We start from the raw sequence: 25,236 nt of genomic DNA on the forward strand, positions 1-25,236 counted from the left end.
ATTCACCGCTCTCCGGACGGACGCTTCTTGACGCGCCGTCTCATCGACTTCCAACTCACCCGAGGCTGCCGCATGGCCAGCGCCGCCCGCGCCGCGGGGTCGTCCCGCGCGAACGCGATCAGCAGCCCCACGGCGAACATGGTCGGCAGCAGCGCGGACCCCCCGTAGGAGAACAGCGGGAGCGGGACACCGGCGATCGGCAGCAGGCCGAGCACCGCACCGATGTTGATCACGGCCTGGGCCACGATCCAGGTGGTCACACCTCCCGCGGCGTACCTCACGAAGGGGTCCTCCGTGCGTCCGGCCACGCGGATACCCGCATAGCCTAGAGCCGCGAACAGGGCGAGCACCGACAGTGTCCCCGCCAGGCCCAGTTCCTCACCGGTGATGGCGAAGATGAAGTCGGTGTGCGGTTCGGGGAGTTGACCCCATTTTTCCACACTCGCACCCAGGCCGGAACCGAACCATCCGCCCGAGGCCAGGGCGTAGATTCCATGGACCGCCTGCCAGCACTGGTCCTGCGGGCCGGGGTCGGTGGCCCCGATGCAGGCGAGCCGGCCCATCCGGTTGGGGCTGGTCTTGATGAGGATCACGGCGAGGGTCACGGCCACCGCGAGGACGCCCCCGAAGAGCCGGGTGGGCGCCCCGGCGAGCCAGAGCAGGCCGAAGAGGATCGCGCAGAGGATGATCGCGGTGCCCATGTCGCCGCCGAGCATGATCAGCCCGAGCAGCAGGAAGGCCACCGGGACCAGCGGCACCAGCATGTGCTTCCACTGGGTGAGCAACCGTTTGTCCTGCTTGCGGGCGAGCAGGTCGGCGCCCCACAGGATCAGCGCCAGCTTGCCGAACTCACTGGGCTGGAGCTGGAACGGGCCGCCCAGGTAGATCCAGTTCTGGTTGCCGTTGACCGACATCCCTATCCCGGGGATCTGTACCAGGACCATCAGGAAGACGGTGACCATCAGCATCGGGTACGACAGCGCCCGGTGCAGCTTGGCGGGCATCCGGGCGGCCGCGAACATCAGGCCGCCGCCGATCAGCGCGGCGAGGAACTGCTTGCGGAAGAAGTACGAGGCCGGCAGCGACAGCTCCAGGGCCTTGATCATCGAGGCCGAGTAGACCATCACCAGACCGAGCACGGTGATCAGCAGCGAGCTGCCGAGGATCAGGTAGTACGCCGTGAGCGGCCGGTCCCAGGCCCGCCGGGCCCGCTCGAACAGCCGCCGCGGGCCGCCGCCCCGCTGTCGTGACGGGGCGCCGCCCGTGCCGCCGCGCCTGACCGCCGGGCGGCGTACGGACCCGGCGGCACGGCTGCGCAGGACGAGCCCGGGCGGGGTCGCTTCGGCCGGCATGTGTGCTGTCCCCTCCAGTCGTGCCCGGCGCCGCCGGTCCGCGGGACGGGGTCCCGGCCGGCTAGGCGCGCTTCGCGGCGAGTTCGCGGACCGCTTCCGCGAACGCCTCGCCGCGCTTGTTGTAGTTGGTGAACATGTCCATCGAGGCGCAGGCCGGGGCCAGCAGGACCGTGTCCCCGGGCTTCGCCAGCCCGGCCGCCGCGCGGACCGCCTCGGACATCGCCCCAGTGTCGGTCCGCTCGACGTCGACCACCGGTACCTCGGGGGCGTGTCGCGCCAGCGCTTCGGCGATCAGGTGGCGCTCGGCGCCGATCAGGACGACCCCGCGCAGCCGCTTCGCGGACCGCTGGACGAGCTCGTCGAAGGACGCGCCCTTGGCGAGGCCCCCGGCGATCCAGACGATCGGCTCGTAGGCGGCCAGGGAGGCCTCGGCGGCGTGCGTGTTGGTCGCCTTGGAGTCGTCCACGTACGCGACCGAGTCCACGTCCGCCACATGCGCGATCCGGTGGGCGTCGGGGCGGAAGGCCCGCAGCCCGTCCCGTACGGCCTTGGGCTCGACGCCGAAGGCGCGGGCGAGCGCGGCCGCCGCGAGGGCGTTGGCGATGTTGTGGGGCGCGGGCGGGTTGACGTCCGCGACCTCGGCCAGCTCCTGGGCGTTCTTCTGCCGGTTGGCGACGAAGGCGCGGTCGACCAGGATGCCGTCCACCACGCCGAGCTGGGAGGGGCCGGGGGTGCCGAGGGTGAAGCCGATCGCCCGGCAGCCCTCCTCGACGTCGGCCTCGCGGACCAGGTCCTCGGTGGCCGGATCCGCCACGTTGTAGACGCACGCGACCGTGTTGCCCTCGTAGATCCGGCCCTTGTCGGCCGCGTACGCCTCCATGGAGCCGTGCCAGTCGAGGTGGTCCGGAGCCAGGTTGAGCACGGCGGCCGAGTGGGCGCGCAGCGAGGGCGCCCAGTGCAGCTGGTAGCTGGAGAGCTCCACGGCGAGTACGTCGTACGTCTCCTCGCCGAGCACCACGTCGATGATCGGCGTGCCGATGTTGCCGACGGCGGCGGTGCGCAGGCCCGCCGCGCGCAGGATCGACGCCAGCATCTGGGTGGTGGTGGTCTTGCCGTTGGTGCCGGTGATCGCCAGCCAGGGCGCGGCCTTCTCGCCGCGCAGCTGCCAGGCGATCTCCACATCGCCCACCACGTCCACGCCCGCCTCGGCGGCGGCCGCGAACAGCGGGGAGTCGGGCTTCCAGCCGGGCGAGGTGACGACCAGGCCGGTCCCCTCGGGGAGCGTCTCCGCGTCCCCGAGGCGGACGGAGATACCTTCCTCCGCCAGCTCGGCGGCGCGCTCCCGGTGGGTGGCGGAGTCACCGCCGTCCACGACCGTCACCACGGCGCCGAGACCGGCCAGGGCGCGGGCGGCGCTGATGCCGCTCACCCCGAGACCGGCGACGGTGATCCGCATGCCCTGCCAGCTCTGACTCACTTGTCGGCTGCCCATCCCGCGTAGAAGAGACCCAGGCCCACGATGACGCACATGCCCTGGATGATCCAGAACCTCACCACCACAAGGACTTCTGACCAGCCCTTGAGTTCGAAGTGGTGCTGGAGCGGGGCCATCCGGAAGACGCGCTTCCCGGTCATCTTGAACGAGCCGACCTGGATGACCACCGACATGGTGATCATCACGAAGAGGCCGCCGAGCAGGGCGATCAGGAACTCGGTGCGCGAGCAGATCGCCAGACCCGCGAGCGCGCCGCCGAGCGCGAGCGAACCGGTGTCGCCCATGAAGATCTTGGCGGGCGAGGTGTTCCACCACAGGAAGCCGAAGCAGGAGCCCATCAGGGCCGAGGCGACCACCGCGAGGTCCAGCGGGTCGCGCACCTCGAAGCAGGCGTTGGGGTTGGTCAGGGTCTGCGCGTTGGCGCAGGACTCCTGGAACTGCCACAGCCCGATGAAGGTGTACGCGCCGAAGACCATCACCGACGCGCCGGTGGCCAGGCCGTCCAGACCGTCCGTCAGGTTCACGCCGTTGGACATGGCGAGAATCATGAACAGCGCCCAGATCACGAACAGGACGGGGCCGATGGACCAGCCGAAGTCCGTGATGAAGGAGAGCTTGGTGGAGGCGGGGGTGTTGCCCCGCTTGTCCGCGAACTGGAGCGCGAGCACCGCGAAGGCGATGCCGACGATCAGCTGTCCGGCCATCTTCGCCTTGGCGCGCAGGCCCAGCGAACGCTGCTTGACGATCTTGATGTAGTCGTCCAGGAAGCCGACCAGGCCCATGCCGGCGGTCAGGAACAGCACCAGCAGACCCGAGAAGGTCGGGTCCTCGCTGGTGATCACCTTCGTCGCGGCGTACGCGATGAGCGTGGCCAGGATGAAGGCGATGCCGCCCATGGTGGGCGTGCCCTTCTTGCCGGCGTGGCCGCGCGGGCCGTCGTCGCGGATGAACTGGCCGTAGCCCTTGCGGGCGAGCAGCTTGATGAGCAACGGGGTGCCGACCAGGGTCAGGAAGAGACCGATGGCTCCCGCGAAGAGGATCTGCCTCATCGGGCGGCGACCTCGCCCTCGACGCCACCGTCGAGCAGCGCGAGTGCCACCCGTTCCAGGCCGATCGACCGCGATGCCTTCACCAGCACGACGTCTCCCGGGCGCAGTTCACTGCGCAGCAGGTCGACGGCCGCCTGTGCGTCGGACACGTGCACCGACTCCTCACCCCACGAACCCTCGTTATATGCGCCCAGTTGCAGCCAGGACGCTTCCCGGTCCCCGACTGCCACGAGCTTGCTGACGTTGAGCCGGACGGCGAGCCGTCCGACCGCGTCGTGCTCGGCGAGCGATTCGTCGCCGAGCTCGGCCATCGGACCGAGCACCGCCCACGTACGGCGCCCCTTGCCCATGGCCGCGAGCGCGCGCAGGGCGGCTCGCATGGACTCGGGGTTCGCGTTGTAGGCGTCGTTGACGACTGTCACACCGTCCGGACGCTCGGTGACCTCCATACGCCAGCGGGAGAGGGTGCCCGCCTCGGAGAGCGCGCGGGCGATCTCGTCTGCGGACATGCCCAGCTCATGGGCGACGGCGGCCGCGGCGAGCGCGTTCGACACGTGGTGCTCACCGTACAGGCGCAAGGTCACGTCGCTGCACCCGGAGGGTGTGTGAAGCCTGAAGGAAGGCTGTCCGGCGTCTGTGAGCCGGACATTCTCGGCGCGTACGTCCGCGTCCTCGGCCTCGCCGAAGAGCAGCACGCGCGCCTTCGTGCGCGGCGCCATGGCCCGGACGAGCGGGTCGTCGGCGTTCAGCACGGCGCAGCCGTCCTGCGGCAGCCCCTCCACCAGCTCGCCCTTGGCTTCGGCGATCTGCTCGCGGCCGCCGAACTCGCCGATGTGGGCGGTGCCGACGTTCAGGACGAGCCCGATGCGCGGCGGGGTCAGACCGGTGAGGTAGCGGATGTGGCCGATGCCGCGCGCGCCCATCTCCAGGACCAGGTGCCGGGTCTCGGCGGTGGCGGTGAGGGCGGTCAGCGGCAGGCCGATCTCGTTGTTGAGCGAGCCCGGCGTGTAGACCGTCGGCGCGTGCCGCTGGAGCACCTGCGCGATCAGGTCCTTGGTGGAGGTCTTGCCGGAGGAACCGGTGAGCGCCACCACGTCGGTGCCCAGGCGGCGCACGACCTCGCGGGCCAGCGCCCCGAGGGCGCCCTGGACGTCGTCGACGACGATCGCGGGCACGCCGACGGGCCGGGCGGCCAGCACGGCCACCGCTCCCGCCTCGTACGCCACGCGCGCGTAGTCGTGGCCGTCGACGTGCTCGCCCGCGAAGGCGGCGAAGAGGGAACCGGGCGCCACCAGGCGGGAGTCGATGACGACGGATCCGGTGACCTGGAGGGACGGATCCGGTATGTCGTACGACTGCCCGCCGACGATTTCGGCGATCTCGGCGAGGGAGAGGGCGATCACTGCTTCATCCCTGACTGTGCTTGGCGGTGTTCGATCGCGGCCCGCAGGACCAGACGGTCGTCGAAGGGGCGGACCACTCCGGCGGTGTCCTGGCCCTGCTCGTGGCCCTTGCCCGCGACCAGGACGGTGTCGCCCGGCTCGGCGCGGGCCACGGCCGCCGCGATGGCGGCGGCCCGGTCGGCGTCGACCAGGACGTCGCCGCGCTCGTGGACGGGCACCTCGGCGGCGCCCGCGAGCATCGCGGCGAGAATGGCGAGGGGGTCCTCGGAACGGGGGTTGTCCGAGGTCAGTACGGCGGTGTCGGCGAGCCGGGCGGCGGCGGCGCCCATCGGCGCGCGCTTGGTCTGGTCGCGGTCCCCGCCGCAGCCCAGGACGATGTGCAGCTTGCCCCGGGTGACCTTGCGCAGCGAGCGCAGAACCGATTCGACCGCGTCCGTCTTGTGCGCGTAGTCCACCACCGCCAGGAACGGCTGGCCCGCGTCCACCCGCTCCAGCCGGCCGGGCACGCCCGGTACGGCTGCCACGCCGTCGGCGGCGGTCTGCGGGTCGATGCCCGCGACGGCCAGCGTGACGATCGCGGCGAGGGTGTTGGCCACGTTGAACGGGCCGGGCAGCGGGGCGGTGGCGGAGATCCGCTCGCCCTTGGGGCCGACGGCCGTGAAGGTCGAGCTGTCCTGGCGCACGTCCACGTCCTCGGCGCGCCAGTCGGCGTCCGGGTGGCCCTCGGCCGAGAAGGTGGTGACCTCGATGCCGGACTCGCCGGCGGCCAGCCTGCGGCCGTACTCGTCGTCGAGGTTCACCACGCCGAGCCGTGCGCGCTCCGGCGTGAACAACTGCGCCTTGGCCTGGAAGTAGTCCTCCATGTCGGAGTGGAACTCCATGTGCTCCGGGCTCAGGTTGTTGAAGACGGCGACGTCGAAGACGCAGCCGTCGACCCGGCCGAGCACCAGCGCGTGGCTGGAGACCTCCATGGCCACCGACTCGACCCCGCGCTCGCGCATCACCGCGAACAGGGCCTGGAGGTCGGTGGCTTCGGGGGTGGTGCGCTCGGACTTGATGCGCTCGTCGCCGATGCGCATCTCGACCGTACCGATCAGGCCGGTGCGGTGCCCGGCCCCGCGCAGCCCGCCCTCGACGAGGTACGCGGTGGTGGTCTTCCCGGAGGTTCCGGTGATGCCCAGCTGGAGCAGGTCGCGGCCGGGGTGGCCGTAGATCTCGGCGGCCAGCTCGCCCATGACGCCCCGCGGGTCCTCGGTGACCAGGACCGGCAGGCCGGTCGCGGCGGCGCGGTCGGCGCCCGCCGGGTCGGTGAGGACGGCGGCGGCGCCCAGGCCCGCGGCCTGGGCGGCGAAGTCGGCGCCGTGGAAGCGGGCGCCGGGCAGGGCCGCGTAGAGGTCGCCGGGGCGGACCGCGCGGGAGTCGTGGGTGATGCCGGTGACCTCTCCCGACCCCGGGGCCTCGGCGCCCAGCCGGTCGGCCAGTTCGCCCAGGGACGTCGGGCGGGGCCGGTCCGGCCGGGGCGCTCCCGGCTGGTGCGCGGGGGCGTCCTGCGGGGTGGTTCGGTACTGATCAGCGTGTGGCACGGCGGTGAGCGTACCGGGCGCACCCGCCGGGTCGCCAAAAGAGGGGGGCGGGGCGTGGTGGTTGCGGTCCTGGTTCCCGGGACCGGGGGTGATGGTTGTCACTGATGGTTCCGGATTCAGTCGTTGCCGCCGAAGGAGACGGGCAGATTGGGCTGCTTGGCGCCGGTCGGCGGGATCTGCAGTGTCTTGAGCGCGAACTCCATCACCTGCTTGTAGATCGGGCCGCAGATCTGGCCGCCGAAGTAGCTGCCCTTGGTCGGGTTCTGGATGGCGCAGTAGACGGTGATCGCCGGCTTGTCGGCGGGGGCGAAACCGGCGAAGGACGCGGTGTAGCCGTGGTAGCGGCCGGTTCCGGGATCGACGCGGTTGGCGGTTCCGGTCTTGCCCGCGACCCGGTAGCCGGGGATGCGGGCCTTGACTCCGGTTCCCTCCTCGTCGCCGACGACCGACTCCAGCATCTCGGCCACGGTCCTGGCGGTCTTCTCGCTGACCACCCGGGACTGCTTGGGCGCGGGGGCCGGGGTGAAGCGGCCGTCGGGGCCCTTGGTGCCCCGTACCAGCGTCGGTTCGATCCGCACCCCGCCGTTGGCGATCGTCGAGTACACCGAGGCCGCCTGCATGGCGCTGAGCGAGAGGCCCTGGCCGAAGCGGACCGTGTACTGCTGGGAGGTCGACCACTTCTGCGGCGGTGCCAGGATGCCGGGGGTCTCGCCGGGGTAGCCGAGGCCGGTGGGCGAGCCGAGGCCGAATTTGCGCAGATACGAGTAGAGGACCCGGTCGGCCTCGGCGTCGGTCTTGCCGAGCTGCTCCACGGCAAGGATCGTGCCGATGTTGCTGGACTTGGCGAGGACGCCGTTGAGCGTCAGGTTCCAGGTCGGGTGGTCGATGTCGTCCTTGAACAGCCGGTCGCCGCGGTGCAGCCGGTTGGGCACGGTGACATGGGTCAGCGGGGTCGCCGCGTTCTCCTCCAGGACCGCGGCCATGGACATGACCTTGGCGGTGGAGCCCGGCTCGTACACGTCCTGGACGGCCGGGTTGCCCAGCGCGCCCCTGCCGGCGTGCGCGAGGTCGTTGGGGTCGAAGCCGGGGGCGTTGGCCATGGCCAGGACCTCGCCGGTGTCGGTGCGCTGGACCACCACATAGCCCCGGTCGGCCTGGGACTTGCGGACCTGGTCGGTGATGGCCTTCTGGGCCATCCACTGGATGTCCCGGTCGATGGTCAGCTCGACGCCCGAGCCGGGCACGGCCGGGGTCTCGCGGGTGCCCGCGGTGGGCACCCGGCGGCCGCCCGACTGGGCGTAGGTGATCTTGCCGTCCTGGCCGGCCAGGACCTTGTCGAGCTGGGACTCCAGGCCTCCGCCGCCGCGCCCCTCGGCGTTGACGTACCCCAGTATCCCGGCGGCGAGGTCGCCGTTGGGGTAGACCCGCTTGCTGCTGGACTCGTTGAAGACGCCGCCGAGCACATTGGCGCCGGGGCCGCCCTTGGCCAGGTCGGCCCGGGCCTTCTCGGCGAAGACCTTCTTCAGGTCCTTGATCTGGTTCCACACCTGCGGGGTCTGGCGGCGGGCGAGGACCACATAGCGGCTCTTGGGCGTCCTGAGCTTCCTGGCGATCTCGTCCTGGTCCTTGCCGATCAGCGGGGACAGCAGGGCCGCGGCCTGCTCGGGGGCGTCGTCGGCCTTGCTGGTCGCCCGCGTGAACATCGACGGGTCGGCGGTGATGTCGTACGCGTCGACGCTGGTGGCCAGGGCGATGCCGTCGCGGTCGGTGATCTCGCCGCGCTCGGCGGGCAGCGCATAGCTGGCGTACCGGTTCTTCTCCGCCTTGGCGGAGTACGCGCTGGCGTCGACCGCCTGCACCTGGAGCAGCCGGACCACGAACGCGATCATGATCAGGGTGAGCCCCAGGCTGACCAGCCGCAGCCGGGGCCGGGGGCTGCCGAGCCTTATGCGCGCGGGGGCCTTGGGGCGGCGCTGCGCCGGGCGGGCCTGGGGGCGCGGCCGCGCGGGTCCTGGCACCCGGCGGCGCGGCGGTTCCTGGGGGCTCACTGCGTCACCTGCCGGGGGTCGGGGAGGTCTTCGCGGGGGCGGGCGCCGGGGGCGCGGCGGGAGCGGTGGCACGCGGCGGCGTGCCGGAGGGGGTGGGCGCGGGCGCGGGGACCGGCTGGGCGTGGGGCGCCGGGGTCTCGCCGGCGGGCGCGGGGACGGTCACGGCCGCGCCCTGGACCATCTCGGGGCTGGGCGCCGGGGCCGGCTGGGCGGCGCCCGCGGCGGGCACGCCCCTGACCGTGCCGTCGGGGTTGAGGAAGAGGGGGCTGCCGCCGGGGACCATGCCGAGCTCGGTGGCCCGGCGGGAGAGCGCGTCGGGGGCGGAGAGGCCGTCCACGTCGTGCTGGAGCGCCTGCTGCTCGTCGGTGAGCTCGGTGGTCTGGCGGCGCAGCTCGCTCAGCTTGAACGAGCCCTCGTTCAGCGCGGAGTTCAGCAGCAGCAGGCTGATCAGTCCGCCGCCGAGGAGCACGACGACCAGCAGCACGAAGGGGGTGCGGGCGGCGCTGCGCGCGCCCGCGGGGGGCAGCAGCCGGCCGAGCCGGGCCGCCTGCCCCCGCAGCTGCCTGGCCGCCCCGCTCACCGCAGGTCCTCCCGGATCCGCTGGGCCCCGCGGAACCTGGCGGGGGCCGCCCGCCGGTTCTCGGCGATCTCCTCCTCGGTGGGCAGCTCGGCGCCGCGGGTGAGGAGCTTGAGGCGCGGCTGGTACTGCTCGGGCACGACCGGCAGCCCCGGCGGGGCGGTGTTGGCGGCCCCGGCCGCGAAGACCTGCTTGACCAGGCGGTCCTCCAGCGAGTGGTACGAGAGGACCGCGATCCGGCCGCCGACGTCCAGGGCCGCCACGGCCGCCGGGATCGCCCGCTCCAGGACCGAGAGCTCGCCGTTGACCTCGATGCGCAGGGCCTGGAAGGTGCGCTTGGCGGGGTTGCCGCCGGTGCGCTTGGCGGCCTGCGGCAGCGAGTCGCGGATCAGCTCGACGAGCCGCGCGCTGTTGCTGAACGGCTCCTTCTCGCGCTCGCGGACGACCGCCGAGACGATCCGCTTGGCCTGCTTCTCCTCGCCGTACTGCCGCAGGATCCGCACCAGCTCGCCCGGCGGGTAGGTGTTGAGCACCTCGGCCGCGCTGACGCCGGTGGTCTGGTCCATGCGCATGTCGAGCGGGGCGTCCTGCGCGTAGGCGAAGCCGCGGTCGGCCTCGTCGAGCTGCATCGAGGAGACGCCGAGGTCGAAGAGGATGCCCTGGACGCGCGGGACGCCGAGCCGGTCCAGGACCTCGGGGAGCTCGTCGTAGACGGCGTGGACCAGGGTCGCGCGCTCCCCGAAGGGCGCCAGGCGCTCGCCGGAGAGGCGCAGGGCCTCCTTGTCCCGGTCGAGGGCGATCAGGCGCACCTCGGGGAACTGGGTGAGCAGCGCCTCACTGTGGCCGCCGAGGCCCAGGGTGCAGTCGACGACGACCGCCCCGGGCTGCGTCAGGGCCGGGGCCAGCAGATCCAGGCACCGCTGGAGCATCACCGGCACATGCCGGCTCTGTCCCTCCCGTCGCCCGTCGCCGCCCTCGCTGGGAAGCGCTTCGCGCCCTGTCACTTTGGCCCTCTCAGGTCCGGCGGGCACCGGGCGCATACCGCCGGGTCCCCACCCGCTCGGAAGGTCTGCCGGCGCCGGGGAAGTGGCGTCAGCCGACCGGCGAGCGGGGGGAGGCCGAGCCGTACGCGCGCCGCGCACGCGGGGGGAAACTGTGCAACTGCTCTGTACTGCGGATACGGAATCTGTCCCCGCAAGCGGGCCGGAGCGTGTCACCCCTCCCACTTCGCGTCACTTTAGTCCACCGGTCCTTTCGGTCAATCAACGGCCCAGCGCGTCGCGGGGTGCGCTTTTCACCCGCACGGACGACCGATTACCACGCTTGTGGGTTACCTCACAACCGACCGAGTTGACGGGATTTTTCCGTCCCCAGGACAAGACTGAACGATCTACGGCGACTACCGTCATAGACATGTCGACTCCTGCGCACAGCCCCGCAGAGCACCCCGTCCGCCCCCACCTCGCGGTCCGTGACGGGGGAACCGTCACCGACCGGCTGGTCGAGGCGAACCACAGGTACGCCGAGGCGTTCAGCGACCCCGGCATGGACGCCCGGCCGGTCCTCCGCGTCGCCGTCGTGGCCTGTATGGACGCCCGTCTCGACCTGCACGCGGCCCTCGGCCTGGAACTCGGTGACTGCCACACCATCCGCAACGCCGGCGGTGTGGTCACCGACGACGTCATACGGTCGCTGACCATCAGCCAGCGGGCGCTCGGCACCCGCAGCGTCATGCTCGTCCACCACACCGGCTGCGGCCTGGAGTCCCTCACCGAGGACTTCCGGCACGAGATCGAGGACGAGGTCGGCCAGCGCCCGGCCTGGGCCGTGGAGTCCTTCCGCGACGTCGACCAGGACGTACGCCAGTCCATGCAGCGGGTCCGCACCTCGCCGTTCCTGCTGCACGTCGACGACGTGCGCGGATTCGTCTTCGACGTCACCACCGGCCTGCTGCGCGAGATAGACGCGGCGGCCTGAGCCCGCCGGTCCCCGCCGCCGGGGCCCGTTTCGGACTCGATTCCGCGTCGCTTCGGAATCTCTTCAGGCTCCCTTCGGTGACAAAAACACGGCAACCCCCGACATATCCCCTCCAGTTATCCACAGGCGAGTGACACGACGCGGCGACGGCAACAAGAATGCGGGTGTGGCATCCGTCCGAACGCCTCGAGCGCGGTGCCCGTATTCCGAGGTGGGCCGTGCCGTTTCCAGTGCGCCGGCCCGCAGGCAACTGGGGTAACCCGCCGCTCCCCGAGCGGCGGGAAGGGCCGAGGAGGGCCGGGTGACGACCTATGACGAGCGAGCGAGCCTCACAGATCTGACCGCCACTGCGGAGCGCGTCCGCAGGTCGGTGGAGGGTGTGATCGAGGGCAAGCCCGAGGTCGTACGGCTCTCGCTGACCGTACTGCTCGCGGAGGGGCACCTCCTGATCGAGGACGTCCCCGGCGTGGGCAAGACCATGCTGGCCAAGGCGCTGGCCAAGTCCATCGACTGCTCGGTGCGGCGCATCCAGTTCACGCCGGACCTGCTGCCGTCGGACATCACCGGTGTGTCCATCTACGACCAGCAGCGGCGGGACTTCGAGTTCAAGCCGGGCGCCATCTTCGCGCAGATCGTGATCGGCGACGAGATCAACCGCGCCTCGCCCAAGACGCAGTCCGCGCTCCTGGAGTCGATGGAGGAGCGCCAGGTCACCATCGACGGCCAGACCTACGAACTGCCCAGCCCCTTCATGGTGGTGGCCACCCAGAACCCGGTGGAGATGGAGGGCACCTACCCGCTCCCCGAGGCCCAGCGCGACCGCTTCATGGCCCGCGTCTCGATCGGCTACCCGTCGGCCGAGGCCGAGCTCCAGATGCTCGACGTGCACGGCGCGGTCTCGCCGCTGGACGACCTCCAGCCGGTGGCGCACGCGCACGACATCGTCAAGCTCGTCGACGCGGTCCGCAAGGTCCACGTCGCCGAATCCGTCCGGCGGTACGCGGTGCAGCTGGTCGGGGCCACCCGCAACCACCCCGACCTCAGACTCGGCGCCTCGCCCCGCGCCACGCTGCACCTGCTGCGCGCGGCCAAGGCGACCGCGGCCCTGAGCGGCCGGGAGTACGCACTGCCGGACGACGTCCAGGCGCTCGCCGTCGCGGTCCTCGCGCACCGGCTGCTGCCCACCGCCCAGGCCCAGTTGAACCGCCGCACCGCCGAGCAGGTCGTCCTGGAGATCCTCCAGCACACCCCCGTGCCGCAGGCCGGCGGCCCGCTCTACGGCCAGCAGCAGCCCGGCACCCGGCGGCTGTGATGGCGGCCGGTGCGCCCCCGGCCGACGCCGGGCCGGAGAGCGCCGAGAAGGGCGGTGTCCGGGCCGCCCTGTCCGGTCTTACCACCCGCGGCCGGTCGTTCCTGGCCGCCGGAATCGCCGCCGCGATCTGTGCGTACGTGCTGGGCCAGGAGGATCTGCTGCGGGTCGGGCTGCTGCTCGCCGTGCTGCCCCTGGTCTGCACGACCGTCCTGTACCGCACGCGCTACCGGGTCGCGGGCAGCCGGCGCCTCTCCCCCGCGCGCGTGCCCGCGGGCTCCGAGGCCCGGGTGCACCTGCGCGTCGACAACGTCTCCCGGCTGCCCACCGGCCTGCTCATGCTCCAGGACCGGGTGCCGTACGTGCTGGGCCCCCGGCCCCGTTTCGTACTGGACCGGGTGGAGGCGGGCGGCAAGCGCGAGGTGTCCTACCGGGTCCGGTCCGACCTGCGCGGGCGTTATCCGCTCGGCCCGCTCCAGCTGCGTCTGACCGACCCGTTCGGGATGTGCGAGCTCACGCGCGCGTTCAGCGCCTTCGACACCCTCACGGTGATACCGCGCACCGAGCCGCTGCCTCCCGTACGGCTCTCGGGCGAGGCCGCCGGATACGGCGACGGCCGCCAGCGCTCGCTGGCGCTCGCCGGTGAGGACGACGTCATCCCGCGCCTGTACCGGCACGGCGACGACCTGCGCCGGGTGCACTGGCGCTCCACCGCGCGCTACGGCGAGCTGATGGTGCGGCGCGAGGAGCAGCCGCAGCGGGCCAGGTGCACGGTGCTGCTCGACACCCGGGACATCGCGTACGCGGGCGCGGGCCCCGACTCGGCCTTCGAATGGGCCGTCTCGGGCGCGGCCTCGGCGCTGGTGCACATGCTGGAGCGCGGCTACTCGGTGCGGCTGCTGACCGACACCGGCAGTTCGGTGCCGGGCGAGGGGGCGGGCGGGTTCGCCGGATCCACCCAGGACTCCTCGGAGTCGGCGGGACTGATGATGGACACCCTCGCGGTCGTGGACCACTCCGACGGCGGCGGGCTCTCGCGCGCGTACGACGTGCTGCGCGGCGGGAACGAGGGGCTGCTGCTCGGGTTCTTCGGGGACCTCGACGAGGAGCAGGCCGCGGTCGCGGCGAAGATGCGACAGCGCAGCGGCGCGGCGGTCGCCTTCGTCCTGGACAGCGACCTGTGGACGCACGGCTCGCCGCCGCCCGGGGGCCACGGCCCGGCCGAGCGGTCGCTGCGGCTGCTGCGCGAGGCCGGGTGGACGGCGCTGACCGTGCCGCCGGGCGCGCCTTTCGCGGCCCTGTGGCGGCAGGCGGGGCAGGAACGGACGGGCACGGGAGCCGCTTCGGGCGGCGCCTCGTGGACGTCGGGAACATCGGGGATACCGGGAATGTCAGGGGCGTGGTCATGAGCGGGCGCGGACGGCTGGCGCTGTGCGCCTTCGCCGCCACGGTGATGGCGTCGTGCTCCCTGCTGCCGCTGGTCGACCGGGCGACCTGGATCGTGCAGGCCGCGTTCCTGCTCGCCCTCCAGACGGGAGTGGGCGCGCTCGCCCGCCGGGTGCCGCTGGCGCGGCCGCTGACGGTGCTGGCGCAGGCCGTGGTGACGCTGGTCCTGCTGACCCTGGTGTTCGCCAGAGAGCAGGCCGTCGCCGGGCTGCTGCCGGGCCCGGAGGCCTTCGAGCACCTCTCCCAGCTGCTCCAGCAGGGGGCCGACGACGTCGGGCGGTACACGATCCCGGCGCCCAGCACCGACGGCATCCGGCTGATGGTCGTCGGCGGCACGCTGGTGATCGGGCTCGCGGTGGACGCGCTGGCCGTGACCTTCCGCAGCGCCGCCCCGGCCGGGCTGCCGCTGCTCGCGCTGTACTCGGTGGCCGCGGGGCTGTCCAACGGCGGGGCGAGCTGGCTGTGGTTCCTCCTGGCGGCCGCCGGTTATCTGCTGCTCCTGCTCGCCGAGGGCCGCGACCGGCTCTCCCAGTGGGGGCGGATGTTCGGCGGGGCGGCCCGGTCCGACCGGCCGCAGACGCCGTTCGAGCCGGACGGCGGCCCGCTCGCGCCGGTCCGCACCGGCCGCCGGATCGGGGCGCTCGCCCTGGGCATCGCCCTGGTGATCCCGGCCGCGCTGCCCGCCATGGGCACCGGGCTGCTCGGCGGCTCCGGCGGCGCCGGCGGTGAAGGCGGCGGGGGCGGCACGATCTCGGCGGTCAACCCGCTGGTCTCGCTCCAGAACAGCCTCAACCAGCCCGAGGACCGCGAGGTCCTGCGCTACCGCACCAACGCCCAGGACACCCAGGACCTGTATCTGCGGATCGTGGCCCTCGACCAGTTCGACGGGGCCTCCTGGAAGTCGTCCGAGCGCAAGATCAAGGACGTGCCGGACGTGCTGCCGCAGCCCGACGGGCTGAGCCCGGCGATCGGCACCGCGGAGATCAGGACCAGCGTCTCGGCCGCCGGCTGGTACACCCAGAACTGGCTGCCGATGCCCTACCCGGCGACCAAGGTCGACATCGGCGGGCACTGGCGCTTCGAGCCGGTCGGCCGGACCCTCGTCGGCGACCGGGGACAGACGACACAGGGCGTGCAGTACCAGGTCAGCAGCCTCCAGGTGCGGCCGACGGCGGACCAGCTGGCCGCCTCGCAGCCCGCTCCCCCGGCGCTGGTGCAGGAGTACACGAAGATCCCGCAGACCTTGCCGCGGATCGTGAACACGACGGCCCGCCGCGTCACCAAGGGCGCGACCACCGACTACCAGCGGGCCGTCATGCTCCAGGACTGGTTCGCGGTGAAGGGCGGGTTCACGTACGACACCCAGGTGGAGTCCGGCAGCGGTACGGAGGCGATCGCCCGCTTCCTCAAGGACAAGCAGGGCTTCTGCGTCCACTTCTCCTTCTCGATGGCCGCGATGGCCCGGACCCTGGGCATACCGGCCCGGGTGGCGGTGGGCTTCACGCCCGGCGAGCCGCGCCCGGACGGGACGATGTCGGTGGGGCTCCGGGACGCGCACGCGTGGCCCGAGCTGTACTTCGAGGGTGTGGGCTGGACCCGGTTCGAGCCGACCCCCTCGCGTGGTTCCGCCCCGGACTACACCCGGCCGGACACCCCGTCGGGCGGTCCCAGCAACCCGGTGAAGCCGTCCGAGGGCCCCTCGACGAAGCCCTCCGCGGCGCCGACCCCGTCGTCCTCCTGCCCGGCGCAGATGCGCAAGCAGAACGAGTGCGGCGCGGTGGCCCCGGCGGCCCCCATCGGCGGCGACGACGGCGGGCCCCCGCCGGCCACGGTGGCCGCGGCGGCCCTGGGCGTGCTCGCGGTGCTGGCGCTGCCGCTGCTGCCCTGGCTGTGGCGGCGCCGGGTGCGGTCGCGGCGGCTCGCCCGGGCCGGGCACCCGGAGGCCGATCCGGTCACCGCCACGCTGGCGGTGTGGCGCGAGGTCATCGACACGGCCTGGGACCACGGCATCGCCCCTGACGACTCGCTGACCCCGCGCAGGGCGGCGGCCCGCATGGTGCGGCTCGGCAGTCTGGATAGCGCGTCGGCGGAGTCGGTGCACCGGGCGGCGAGCGCGGTGGAGCAGGTGCTGTACGCCCCGAGCCCGCAGCGCCCCACGGGCCTCACGGAGGACGCCGACCGCATCCGCACGGGCCTGCGCGCCTCCCTCCCCACCTGGCCCCGCCTCCGCGCCGACCTGGCCCCCCGCTCGGCGGCCCGGCTGGCCTGGGCGGCGACGGCGGAGTGGGAAGCGGCGACGTCCCGGACGGCGAGCAGGCTGAGGACACTGGTACGGAGGCCGACGCGTCGGCCGACGCGGGGGTCGGCGTGAGGGTCTGACAGGTCGGACGGGCTGAGCGGAGTCCAGCTCCGCCGGTCCGACCGATTCCCCTCGGCCCGGCCGGTTTGCTTTTCAAGCGCTGGGCGGGCAACCAATCAGCCCGTCCGGCGCTTGAGGACGAGCAAGGGCCGCAGGCCCAGCGACACGGCTGAGGGGTGACCACCGTCGGTGGTCACCCCTCAGTCAATGTCCAAGCACGGCCCCGGGCTAGCGACCGCCTTCGTCGCGGCGCCGCTGCCAGCGCTGCTCGATGCGGTCCATCATCGACCGCTTCGGTGCACGGGTGCGGGCCGCAGGCCGCGCCGCCGCACCACCGCCCGCCGGCTGCTCACCGCGCCGTGGCGCCTTGCGCCAGCCGGTGACCGCGAGCACGGCACAGCCGAGCATGATGAGGAACCCGACCACGCTGATCCAGATCCCCTGCCCGATACCAATCATGAGGAGCGCGATACCCACCAGGAAGCCAGCGACCGCCTGGTAGACCCGTCGTCGGGTATACGTACGCAGCCCGCTTCCCTCAAGCGCTGTCGCGAACTTGGGATCTTCGGCGTACAGCGCTCGCTCCATCTGCTCGAGCATGCGCTGCTCGTGCTCCGAGAGCGGCACGGAGTCCTCCTACTCGTCGGTCGCGGGGGGCGACCGGATGCGGCCCCTTCAGGATAGGCAGGGAATCGCCCCCGTGAAACCCGCCCTCTACGCCAATTCGCCAATCCGAGCCGCCACGGCGGCTCGCCCGGTGGGGAGTGGATTCCCCATCGAGCGACCCGCCATGCCGGACCCTGTACCCCGATCATACGGGGCGAAGCCGCCGATCGGGGGGCCTGTGGCGTACTCCATGCCGCTACGCCGTCCGGGACAGCGCCGCTGATCAGCGCGGGGACGGCCGGGCGTGGGAAAGGGGCCGGGCCGACCGGGCGAACCGGAGCCGCCCGAGCGGCCGGACGGGGGTCAGACGCGCTTCTCGCCCAGGACGTGCAACTGCGTCGCCACGGAGTGGAACGCGGGGAGCTCGGCCGCCGCCGCCTCCAGCTTCAGCAGGGCGTCCAGGGCGCCCGGCTCGGTGTCCACGAGGACCCCGGGGACCAGGTCCGCGAAGACCCGTACGCCGTGCACCGCGCCCACCTCCACGCCGGTCGCGGCGACCAGCTCGGTGAGCTGCTCGGCCGTGAACCGACGCGGCACCGGGTCGCCGTCGCCCCAGCGCCCGGCCGGGTCGCCCAGGGCCCGGCGGGCCTCGGTGAAGTGCCCGGCGAGCGCGCGGGCGAGCACGGCGCCGCCGAGTCCGGCGGCGAGCAGGCTCAGCGCCCCCTCGGAGCGCAGCGCGTCGACCGCGTTGCGCACGCCCTCGGCCGGGTCCTCGACGTACTCCAGCACGCCGTGGCAGAGGACCGCGTCGTAGCCGCCGCGCTCGACCACGTCGAACAGGCCGAGCACATCGCCCTGGACGCCGCGGACCCGGTCGGCCACCCCGGCCTCGGCGGCCCGGCGCTCCAGCGCGAACAGCGCGTTCGGGCTGGGGTCGACCACGGTGACCCGGTGGCCGAGGCGGGCGACGGGCACCGCGAAGTTGCCCGAGCCGCCGCCGGTGTCCAGGACGTCCAGCGCCTCGCGCCCGGTGGCCTTGACCCGGCGGTCGAGGGCGTCCTTGAGGACCTCCCAGACCACGGCGGTACGGAGAGAGGCGCGGGGGCGCATGGGGTCCGGCACGGCAGTTGACTCCTCGGCGCGGCGCCGCCGCGGGACGGCGGGGCAAAGAACGGTGAAGGCCCGTCCACCCTATTGCCTCGCGAGCCTCCCCCGGCTCATCCCCGCACCTCACCGCACCCCCGTCGCCTCCCGGGCCCCCGCCTCACCCCGCGTCCGGCTCCCGGGTCCTGGGCTGGGGCAGCACGGGCTGGAGGACGAGGAGGCGCTCGACCAGGCGCAGGAACATCGCGGCGTCGCGGATCAGGTCGTCGGCGTCGCGCCCGGTGGCCGCGCCCTGGATGCCCGCCTCGGCGCGGGCCCGGCGGGTGGCGCCGGAGGCGAACAGCGCGCTCCACTCGGTCAGTTCGGGCGCTATCTCGGGCAGCACCTCCCACGCGCTGCGGATCCGCTGCCTGCGGCGGGGGGCGGTCTCGGGGCGGCCCCGGGCGGCGAGCACGGCGGCCGCGGTGCGCAGGGCGGCCAGATGCGCCGTCGCGTACCGCTCGTTGGGGGTGTCGAGCAGGGCGGCCTCGTCCAGACCGCTGCGGGCCTGGGCGAGCAGGTCGAGGGCGGCGGGTGGCGCACCGTCCCGGCGCAGCACCGGGTGGATGTCGCTCGCGGCACCGTTCAGTGAGGGGGCAGGGCCGGTGGGGCGGCGCCGGTGTGCGGCTGCCGCGCGGTGGCTGGCCATGACGAACCTCCTGTCGTCGTGTGACGGCGCTGTGGCCGTATGTGTCCATCGTGAGGGCCACCACTGACAATCGGCCGTCGCCCGCCCCGCTCCCGCCCTTGACCTGCCCCTTTGTCCCGTACGCAGGTTCGGGCTATCTTTTGTACTGACCAGTCAGTTCAAAGAATGGGGGGAACGTGGACAGCCCGCACGGGGCAGGCGTCACCGCCGAGGACTTCGGGCTCAAGGGGCCGCGCGGCTGGGTCTTCCGGGGTGTGCGGCTGGACGCCGCGCCCGGCTCGCTCGTCGCCGTCGAGGGCCCCTCCGGCTCCGGGCGCACCTGTCTTCTCCTGGCCCTCACCGGCCGGATGAAACCCACCGAGGGCCACGCCGAGGTCGGCGGCGAGCGGCTGCCGCGCCGGATGTCGGCCGTCCGCCGGTTCAGCGCGCTCGGCCCGGTCCCGGGCGTCAGCGACCTCGACCCCGCCCTGACCGTCACCGAGCACCTGCGCGAACGGGCGCTGCTCCAGCACCGCTTCGACGGGTCCCTGCGCGCCCTGCTGCGCACGCCCGCCGAGCGCCGCACCGCGGCCAGGGCGGTGATCGACGAGGCGCTGAAGGCCGCGGGCCTTGACCTGGCCGCGCTGCCGAAGGGGGAGCGCACCTCCGTACGCGATCTGGAGCGGTTGGAGGCGCTGCGCCTGTCCGTGGCCCTCGGGCTGATGGGCCGGCCCCGGCTGCTCGGCGTCGACGACACCGACATGAAGCTCTCCGACGCCGAGCGCGCGGAGGCCTGGGCGCTGCTGCGGTCGGTCGCGGACGCCGGTACGACGGTGATCGCCGTCTGCAGCCAGGCGCCCGGGGACGCCGACATCACCGTACGGAGTACGGACAACAAGCACGACGAGCACGAGGAGGGGGCGGGGGATGCGTTCGCCACGACTGGCCGCGCTTGAGCTGAAGCGGTTCGGCAGGGGGAAGCTGCCGCGCGCCGCGCTGGTCGCGCTCCTGCTGCTGCCGCTGCTGTACGGCGCGCTCTACCTGTGGTCGTTCTGGGATCCGTACGGGCGGCTCGACCGGGTGCCGGTCGCGCTGGTCAACGAGGACAAGGGCGCGACCGCGGGCGGCCAGAAGATCGCCGCCGGTGACGGCATCGCCGAGCGGCTGCACCAGAGCAAGACGTTCGACTGGCACGAGGTGAGCGACGAGGAGGCGCGCAAGGGGGTCGAGGACGGCACGTACTACCTCTCCCTGACGATGCCCGCGGACTTCAGCCGGCGGATCGCGTCGAGCTCCGGGGACTCCCCCGAGACGGGCGCCCTCCAGGTGCGCACCAACGACGCCAACAACTACATCGTGGGGTCCATCTCCCGCACGGTCTTCTCCGAGGTGCGCTCGGCGGCCTCCGCCAAGGCCTCCCGCTCCTTCCTGGACAAGATCTTCATCTCGTTCTCCGACCTGCACGACGCCACCGAGAAGGCCGCCAAGGGCGCCGCCGACCTCAAGGGCGGGCTCGGCAAGGCGAAGCAGGGCTCCAAGGACCTGGCCGACGGCCTGTCCGACGCCAAGGCGGGCAGCGGCAAGCTGGCGGGCGGCATCAAGAAGCTCAACAGCGGCTCCGCCGACCTGGAGGACGGCGCCCGCAAGGTCGCCGCGGGCACCCAGACCCTGGCGAACAAGGTCAACACGGCGGCGGACCAGGCGCGTCCGTTCCTCAAGGAGAACGCCAAGGCCATCGGGGACACGGCCAAGCTGGTCGACGACTCGGTGGGGCCGGTGCGCGACCACCTGGCCGACGTGATCAGGGCGGCGCCCGCCGCCGCGACCGGCGCCCGCAAGGCGTCGAACGACCTGAACACGGTCTACGCCAAGCTGTGCGAGTCCTCCGCGACGCCCGGCCCGGCCTGCCCGGAGCTCAAGCGCGCCAAGAAGGCGGCGGCCACCGCGGCCACCCTCGCCGAGGACCTCAACAGGGTGGTCCAGGACCAGAACAGCGACTTCAAGACACTCGACAAGAACCTCGCGGAGCTCCAGAAGCAGGCGCGCCGGCTCGCCAAGAGCGCGCCGACGCTCGCCAAGGACCTCGACAAGGCCGTCGGCGACGTCAACGCCCTCAACAAGGGCGCCAAGGAGGTCGCCAAGGGCGCAGGCACCCTGCACACCGGTCTGACCTCGGCCAAGACGGGCGCGGGCGACCTCGACACGGGCGTCGGCAAGCTCAAGAAGGGCGCGGGCACGCTCGACGGCGGGCTGCTCAAGCTCTCCGACGGCTCGGCCCAGCTGGCGGGCGGTCTGCACGACGGCGTCGGCAAGATCCCCGACTACGACAAGCAGGAGCGCGACAAGCGCACCGACGTGATGGCCGACCCGGTCAAGCTCTCCTCGCAGGCGCTGCACAAGGCGCCCAACTACGGCACCGGATTCGCCCCGTACTTCATCCCGCTCTCCCTCTGGGTGGGTGCGATGGTCGCGTACATGCTGATCCAGCCGCTCAACCGGCGGGCGCTCGCGGCGGGTGCGTCGGCCTGGCGGATCGCGCTGGCGGGCTGGCTGCCGGTGGCGGCGGTCGGGGTGCTCCAGGTGGGCGCGCTGATGGCGGTGCTGCACTTCGGGCTGGGCCTCCAGATGGAGCGCGCCGCCGGGACCATCGGCTTCCTCGCGCTCGTCTCGTGCTGCTTCGCGGCGATCGTGCAGTGGCTCAACGCCCGCTTCGGGGCGGCCGGGCGGATCCTGGTGCTCGCCTTCCTGATGCTCCAGCTGACCTCGGCGGGCGGCACCTATCCGGTGCAGACCAGCCCGGCGTTCTTCAACGCGATCCACCCGTACCTGCCGATGAGTTACGTCGTCGACGGGCTGCGGCGGCTGATCACCGGCGGCGGGCTCGGGCCGGTGTGGCAGGGCTGCGCGGTGCTGGTGGCCTTCACGGCGGGCACGCTGGCGCTGACCGCCCTGTCGGCCCGGCGGAAGCAGGTCTGGACGCTGGACCGGCTCCACCCCGAGCTGACCCTCTAGGAGCGCCGGACCTGTGAGAATCGACCGCATGGACAGCAGCACCAGACGGCAGGCGACCCGGCAGAAGCTCTACGAGGCGGCGGTGACGCTCATCGCCGAACAGGGGTTCTCGGCGACCACCGTCGACGAGATCGCGGAGCGGGCCGGTGTCGCCAAGGGCACCGTCTACTACAACTTCAAGAGCAAGACCGAGCTGTTCGAGGAGCTGCTGCGGCACGGCGTGGGGCTGCTCACCGCCTCCCTCCAGGAGGCCGCGGACGTCACCCACGCGCGCGGTGGCAGCAGGGTCGAGGCGCTGGACGCGATGATCCGGGCGGGCCTGGAGTTCATCCACCGCTATCCGGCCTTCACCCAGCTGTACGTGGCGGAGCTGTGGCGGACCAACCGGGCCTGGCAGTCCACCTTGATGGTGGTGCGCCAGGAGGCGGTCGCCGTCGTCGAGACGGTGCTGCGCGAGGCCGTCACGGAGGGCGAGCTGAGCGAGGAGATCGACATCCCGCTCACGGCGGCCGCGCTGGTCGGGATGGTCCTGGTGGCCGCGCTCGACTGGCAGGCCTTCCAGAGCGAGCGCTCCCTCGACGAGGTGCACGCGGCCCTGTCGCGGCTGCTGCACGGGCGGGTCAGCGGACGCTGACGCCGTCCCCGCGCGCGTGGACGCAGCGAAAACACCGGTGCGGCGAGGCCCCGATCCCCCCTGGGCCTCGCCGCACCGGCGTATTTCCGCGGAACACGTCCCCCGTACGTCGCTCTGGGCACTTCAGTACCCCCGTACCCCCCGTGCCCCGTTCGTCAGGGGAGCCGCGCCGTTCCGCCGCCCCGTGTCGGCGGTACGGGCGCGCCTGCCCCCTCCGTGTCCTCCACTCTCCCGTCCGCGCAGCTGGGACCCCATCCGCGCAATTACTCATCTCATCCAGTGAGTACGGATACTCAGGCGTCCGTGCTCAACCCCAGCCCGAAGAAGTCGGAACTGGTTACGATCGCGTCCGTGTCCGTACTCCCCCTGGTATTCACCAGCGGCTGGGCCAGCGGGGTCAACGCGTACGCCGTGGTCCTGCTGCTCGGCATCTTCGGCGCGACCGGCGTCACCGACGAGGTGCCCGACGCGCTCCAGCGCCCCGACGTCCTGATCGTCGCGGGGGTGCTCTTCCTCTGCGAGGCCGTGGCCGACAAGATCCCGTACGTCGACTCGGCCTGGGACTCCGTCCACACGGTGATCCGGCCGGTCGCGGGCGCCGTGGTGGGCGCGCTGCTCGCCGGGCAGAGCGGGTCGCTACCGGACCTGGCGGCGGGCGCGATCGGCGGGTCGACCGCGCTGACCAGCCATCTGGTGAAGGCCGGGACGCGGATGGCGGTGAACACCTCGCCCGAGCCGTTCAGCAACATCGCGCTGAGCACGGCCGAGGACCTGGGCGTCGCCGGGATCATCAGTTTCGCGATCTTCCACCCGGTCGCCGCGGCCGTGATCGCGGGGACGCTGCTGGTGCTCGGCGTAGCGATACTGGCCTTCCTCTGGAGCCGGATCCGCCGCTTCCGGCGCCGCCGCGCCCAGCGCCGCGAGGAACTGCATTTCCCGGGGGACAACCCCCGGACCCCCGGCCGGAAGAACAGGCCGCCCGAGGCATCCGGGAAGCGCCCACCCCGGTGAGCCCCCACGGCCCGGGCAGCGGCGTTGTCAGTGGCGGCCGATAAAGTCGCAGGCATGGCACGGATTGCGGTGATCGGCGCCGGGATGGGCGCCATGGCGGCTGCCGCCCGGCTGGCCGTGGCAGGCCACCGGGTGACGGTGTACGAGCGCACGTCGACGTACGGCGGGGCGCTGGGCAGGTTCGAGCGGGACGGGTTCGTGTTCGACACCGGCCCCGGTCTGCTGCGCCTGCCCGCGGTCTACCGGGACCTGTTCCTCAAGACCGGCAAGGAGCCCCTGGAGGACCGGGTCGAGCTCACCCCGACCGACCCCGCCGCCCGCCACCTCTTCGCCGACGGCACGGACGTCTCGCTGCCCAACGCCTCGCGCGCGGGCGTCGTCTCGGCGCTCGACGGGGCGCTCGGCGCGGGCGCGGGCGAGAAGTGGGGTGACTTCCTGGGCCGCGCGCGGGACGCCTGGGACCGCTCGCGGCGCCCGCTCCTGGAGGAGCCGCTCTGGCCCGACTGGCAGGTCCTGGCCCGCGATCCCTATCCCGCGACCAAGCAGCGCCGGCTGCTGCGCTCGCCCCGCCAGGCGGCCACGCTCGCGGAGGTCGGCGCCTGGGAGCTGGGCGACCCCCGGCTCGCCGCGCTCCTGACGAGCTACGCGCTGGCGGAGGGCCTGGACGCCCGCACGGCCCCGGCGAGCGCAAGCCTGCTCCCGTACCTGGAACAGAGCTTCGGCAGTTGGTACGTGCGCGGGGGCATGCGGGAGCTGGCGCGCGCGGTGTACGAGCGGTGCCTGGCGCGCCGGGTCGCCTTCGTCTTCGACGCCGAGGTCACCGGGATCGTGGAGAAGGACGGCCGCGCGGCGGGCGTCGAGCTCGCCGGGGGCGAGGTGGCCGAGGCCGACCAGGTGGTCCTCGCCGCCCAGCCGCGCCCCGGCTCCGGCCCGCTGCGCGGCCGCGAGCCGTGGCAGGAGGCCGATGTGCGGCCGATCGAGGCCCAGGCCCCCGGGCGGTTCACGGTGCTGCTCGCCCTGCGCGGCGGACGCCCGGCCGACGCGGTGCACCGCACGGTGGTGCACTCCCCCGACCCGGCGGCGGAGGCGGAGGCGGTCTTCACCACCCGCCACCCGGCGATACGGCCGACGGTCACGGTGCTGCGCCCCGACGACCCGGCGACCCGGCCGGACGACGCCCACGAGGCCGTCACACTGACCGCGACGGTACCCCCGCAGGGCCCGTTCGACTGGACCGACGAGCAGGCGCGCGAGCGGTATGCGGACGCGCTGGTGGAGGTCGCCGAGGCGGCGGTGCCGGGGCTGCGGGAGCGGATCCTGTGGCGCGTGGTGCGCACCCCCGCGGACACGGCGGCCGAGACCGGCGCGGAGGGCGGCTCGGTCCCGGCGCCGTCACTGGCCGGAGCCGGTGCCACCCGGCTGCACCCGGGCAACCGGACGCGGCTGCCGGGCCTGTATCTGGCGGGCGGCTGGGCCCACCCCGGGGGCGGGCTGGCGCACGCCGGGATGTCCGGGGCACTGGTCAGCGGTCTGATCGTGGAGGGCGACGACTTCCGCGGCTCGCAGTGAGCCGCGGCCGGTAGCCGGGCGCGGTCGTCGGCCGG

General features: G+C 73.0%; 20 protein-coding genes. 9 read left to right on the forward strand and 11 right to left on the reverse strand.

Features of this window, described 5'->3' with window-relative positions:
* Positions 1–2: 2 nt before the first annotated feature.
* From ftsW to rsmH, 8 genes are all read right to left on the reverse strand, one after another.
* Positions 3–1,352, reverse strand: coding sequence for a putative lipid II flippase FtsW (gene ftsW / locus BX283_RS13845; protein WP_101387924.1), 1,350 nt, complete (start codon positions 1,350–1,352; stop codon positions 3–5).
* Between the two features lie 61 nt (positions 1,353–1,413).
* Entirely contained in the window at positions 1,414–2,844 is a 1,431-nt protein-coding gene (gene murD, locus BX283_RS13850) for a UDP-N-acetylmuramoyl-L-alanine--D-glutamate ligase (protein WP_101387925.1), read from the reverse strand.
* A complete protein-coding gene (gene mraY, locus BX283_RS13855; RefSeq protein ID WP_101387926.1) occupies positions 2,826–3,896 on the reverse strand; it encodes a phospho-N-acetylmuramoyl-pentapeptide-transferase in 1,071 nt (356 codons plus the stop codon). The genes murD and mraY overlap by 19 nt, the downstream gene beginning before the upstream one ends.
* On the reverse strand, positions 3,893–5,299 hold the full coding sequence (gene murF, locus BX283_RS13860; protein ID WP_101387927.1) for a UDP-N-acetylmuramoyl-tripeptide--D-alanyl-D-alanine ligase: 1,407 nt from the start codon (positions 5,297–5,299) through the stop codon (positions 3,893–3,895). Before murF ends, mraY begins: the two co-directional genes overlap by 4 nt.
* Complete coding sequence (locus BX283_RS13865; RefSeq protein ID WP_101387928.1) at positions 5,296–6,984, reverse strand: UDP-N-acetylmuramoyl-L-alanyl-D-glutamate--2,6-diaminopimelate ligase; 1,689 nt, start codon at positions 6,982–6,984, stop codon at positions 5,296–5,298. The genes murF and BX283_RS13865 overlap by 4 nt, the downstream gene beginning before the upstream one ends.
* Before the next feature lie 14 nt (positions 6,985–6,998).
* On the reverse strand, positions 6,999–8,930 hold the full coding sequence (locus tag BX283_RS13870; RefSeq protein ID WP_101387929.1) for a penicillin-binding protein 2: 1,932 nt from the start codon (positions 8,928–8,930) through the stop codon (positions 6,999–7,001).
* A 4-nt stretch (positions 8,931–8,934) separates the two neighbouring features.
* Complete coding sequence (locus tag BX283_RS13875) at positions 8,935–9,510, reverse strand: septum formation initiator (RefSeq protein WP_101387930.1); 576 nt, start codon at positions 9,508–9,510, stop codon at positions 8,935–8,937.
* Positions 9,507–10,511 (reverse strand): 16S rRNA (cytosine(1402)-N(4))-methyltransferase RsmH, encoded by a 1,005-nt coding sequence (rsmH, locus tag BX283_RS13880; protein WP_101387931.1) that lies wholly within the window; start codon positions 10,509–10,511, stop codon positions 9,507–9,509. The genes BX283_RS13875 and rsmH overlap by 4 nt, the downstream gene beginning before the upstream one ends.
* Before the next feature lie 409 nt (positions 10,512–10,920).
* On the opposite strand from rsmH, the gene BX283_RS13885 reads away from it, so the two are divergent.
* From BX283_RS13885 to BX283_RS13900, 4 genes are all read left to right on the forward strand, one after another.
* Positions 10,921–11,484, forward strand: coding sequence for a carbonic anhydrase (locus BX283_RS13885; RefSeq protein WP_101387932.1), 564 nt, complete (start codon positions 10,921–10,923; stop codon positions 11,482–11,484).
* A 301-nt stretch (positions 11,485–11,785) separates the two neighbouring features.
* On the forward strand, positions 11,786–12,796 hold the full coding sequence (locus BX283_RS13890; RefSeq protein ID WP_101387933.1) for a MoxR family ATPase: 1,011 nt from the start codon (positions 11,786–11,788) through the stop codon (positions 12,794–12,796).
* Entirely contained in the window at positions 12,796–14,202 is a 1,407-nt protein-coding gene (locus BX283_RS13895; protein ID WP_101387934.1) for a DUF58 domain-containing protein, read from the forward strand. The genes BX283_RS13890 and BX283_RS13895 overlap by 1 nt, the downstream gene beginning before the upstream one ends.
* Complete coding sequence (locus BX283_RS13900; protein WP_101392324.1) at positions 14,199–16,610, forward strand: DUF3488 and transglutaminase-like domain-containing protein; 2,412 nt, start codon at positions 14,199–14,201, stop codon at positions 16,608–16,610. Before BX283_RS13895 ends, BX283_RS13900 begins: the two co-directional genes overlap by 4 nt.
* A 216-nt stretch (positions 16,611–16,826) precedes the next feature.
* Here BX283_RS13900 and BX283_RS13905 read toward each other — a convergent pair whose 3' ends face one another.
* The 3 genes from BX283_RS13905 to BX283_RS13915 all read right to left on the reverse strand — a co-directional run bounded on the left by BX283_RS13905 (position 16,827) and on the right by BX283_RS13915 (position 18,996).
* Complete coding sequence (locus BX283_RS13905; protein ID WP_067158170.1) at positions 16,827–17,225, reverse strand: DUF3040 domain-containing protein; 399 nt, start codon at positions 17,223–17,225, stop codon at positions 16,827–16,829.
* Positions 17,226–17,567: 342 nt separating this feature from the next.
* Entirely contained in the window at positions 17,568–18,326 is a 759-nt protein-coding gene (locus tag BX283_RS13910; RefSeq protein WP_101387935.1) for a methyltransferase, read from the reverse strand.
* A gap of 142 nt (positions 18,327–18,468) precedes the next feature.
* Entirely contained in the window at positions 18,469–18,996 is a 528-nt protein-coding gene (locus BX283_RS13915) for an SAV_6107 family HEPN domain-containing protein (RefSeq protein WP_101387936.1), read from the reverse strand.
* A 176-nt stretch (positions 18,997–19,172) separates the two neighbouring features.
* Between BX283_RS13915 and BX283_RS13920 the strand changes: the two genes are divergently transcribed.
* The 5 genes from BX283_RS13920 (at position 19,173) to BX283_RS13940 (ending at position 25,201) form a co-directional block, all read left to right on the forward strand.
* Positions 19,173–19,931: an ATP-binding cassette domain-containing protein gene (locus BX283_RS13920; protein WP_101387937.1), complete on the forward strand. Its 759-nt coding sequence runs from the start codon at positions 19,173–19,175 to the stop codon at positions 19,929–19,931.
* Positions 19,903–21,987 carry a YhgE/Pip domain-containing protein gene (locus BX283_RS13925; RefSeq protein ID WP_101387938.1) on the forward strand — a complete coding sequence of 695 codons (2,085 nt, stop codon included), beginning with the start codon at positions 19,903–19,905 and terminating at the stop codon, positions 21,985–21,987. Before BX283_RS13920 ends, BX283_RS13925 begins: the two co-directional genes overlap by 29 nt.
* A gap of 28 nt (positions 21,988–22,015) precedes the next feature.
* The gene (locus BX283_RS13930) at positions 22,016–22,621 is read left to right on the forward strand and encodes a TetR/AcrR family transcriptional regulator (protein WP_101387939.1); all 606 of its coding nucleotides are present in this window, start codon (positions 22,016–22,018) and stop codon (positions 22,619–22,621) included.
* A 351-nt stretch (positions 22,622–22,972) separates the two neighbouring features.
* A complete protein-coding gene (locus BX283_RS13935) occupies positions 22,973–23,632 on the forward strand; it encodes a DUF4126 domain-containing protein (protein ID WP_101392325.1) in 660 nt (219 codons plus the stop codon).
* A gap of 54 nt (positions 23,633–23,686) precedes the next feature.
* Positions 23,687–25,201, forward strand: coding sequence for an NAD(P)/FAD-dependent oxidoreductase (locus tag BX283_RS13940; protein WP_101387940.1), 1,515 nt, complete (start codon positions 23,687–23,689; stop codon positions 25,199–25,201).
* Positions 25,202–25,236: the final 35 nt, after the last annotated feature.

Origin of the sequence: Streptomyces sp. TLI_146 (assembly GCF_002846415.1) — a bacterium.
GTDB lineage: Bacteria > Actinomycetota > Actinomycetes > Streptomycetales > Streptomycetaceae > Streptomyces.

Bases quoted from the DNA above. Each gene is read 5' to 3' on its own strand.
- BX283_RS13900 (WP_101392324.1), top strand. From the start codon at position 14,199: ATGAGCGGGCGCGGACGGCTGGCGCTGTGCGCCTTCGCCGCCACGGTG.
- BX283_RS13915 (WP_101387936.1), bottom strand. From the start codon at position 18,996: ATGGCCAGCCACCGCGCGGCAGCCGCACACCGGCGCCGCCCCACCGGC.
- ftsW (WP_101387924.1), bottom strand. From the start codon at position 1,352: ATGCCGGCCGAAGCGACCCCGCCCGGGCTCGTCCTGCGCAGCCGTGCC.
- mraY (WP_101387926.1), bottom strand. From the start codon at position 3,896: ATGAGGCAGATCCTCTTCGCGGGAGCCATCGGTCTCTTCCTGACCCTG.
- BX283_RS13885 (WP_101387932.1), top strand. From the start codon at position 10,921: ATGTCGACTCCTGCGCACAGCCCCGCAGAGCACCCCGTCCGCCCCCAC.
- BX283_RS13940 (WP_101387940.1), top strand. From the start codon at position 23,687: ATGGCACGGATTGCGGTGATCGGCGCCGGGATGGGCGCCATGGCGGCT.
- BX283_RS13925 (WP_101387938.1), top strand. From the start codon at position 19,903: ATGCGTTCGCCACGACTGGCCGCGCTTGAGCTGAAGCGGTTCGGCAGG.
- BX283_RS13930 (WP_101387939.1), top strand. From the start codon at position 22,016: ATGGACAGCAGCACCAGACGGCAGGCGACCCGGCAGAAGCTCTACGAG.
- murD (WP_101387925.1), bottom strand. From the start codon at position 2,844: ATGGGCAGCCGACAAGTGAGTCAGAGCTGGCAGGGCATGCGGATCACC.
- BX283_RS13895 (WP_101387934.1), top strand. From the start codon at position 12,796: ATGGCGGCCGGTGCGCCCCCGGCCGACGCCGGGCCGGAGAGCGCCGAG.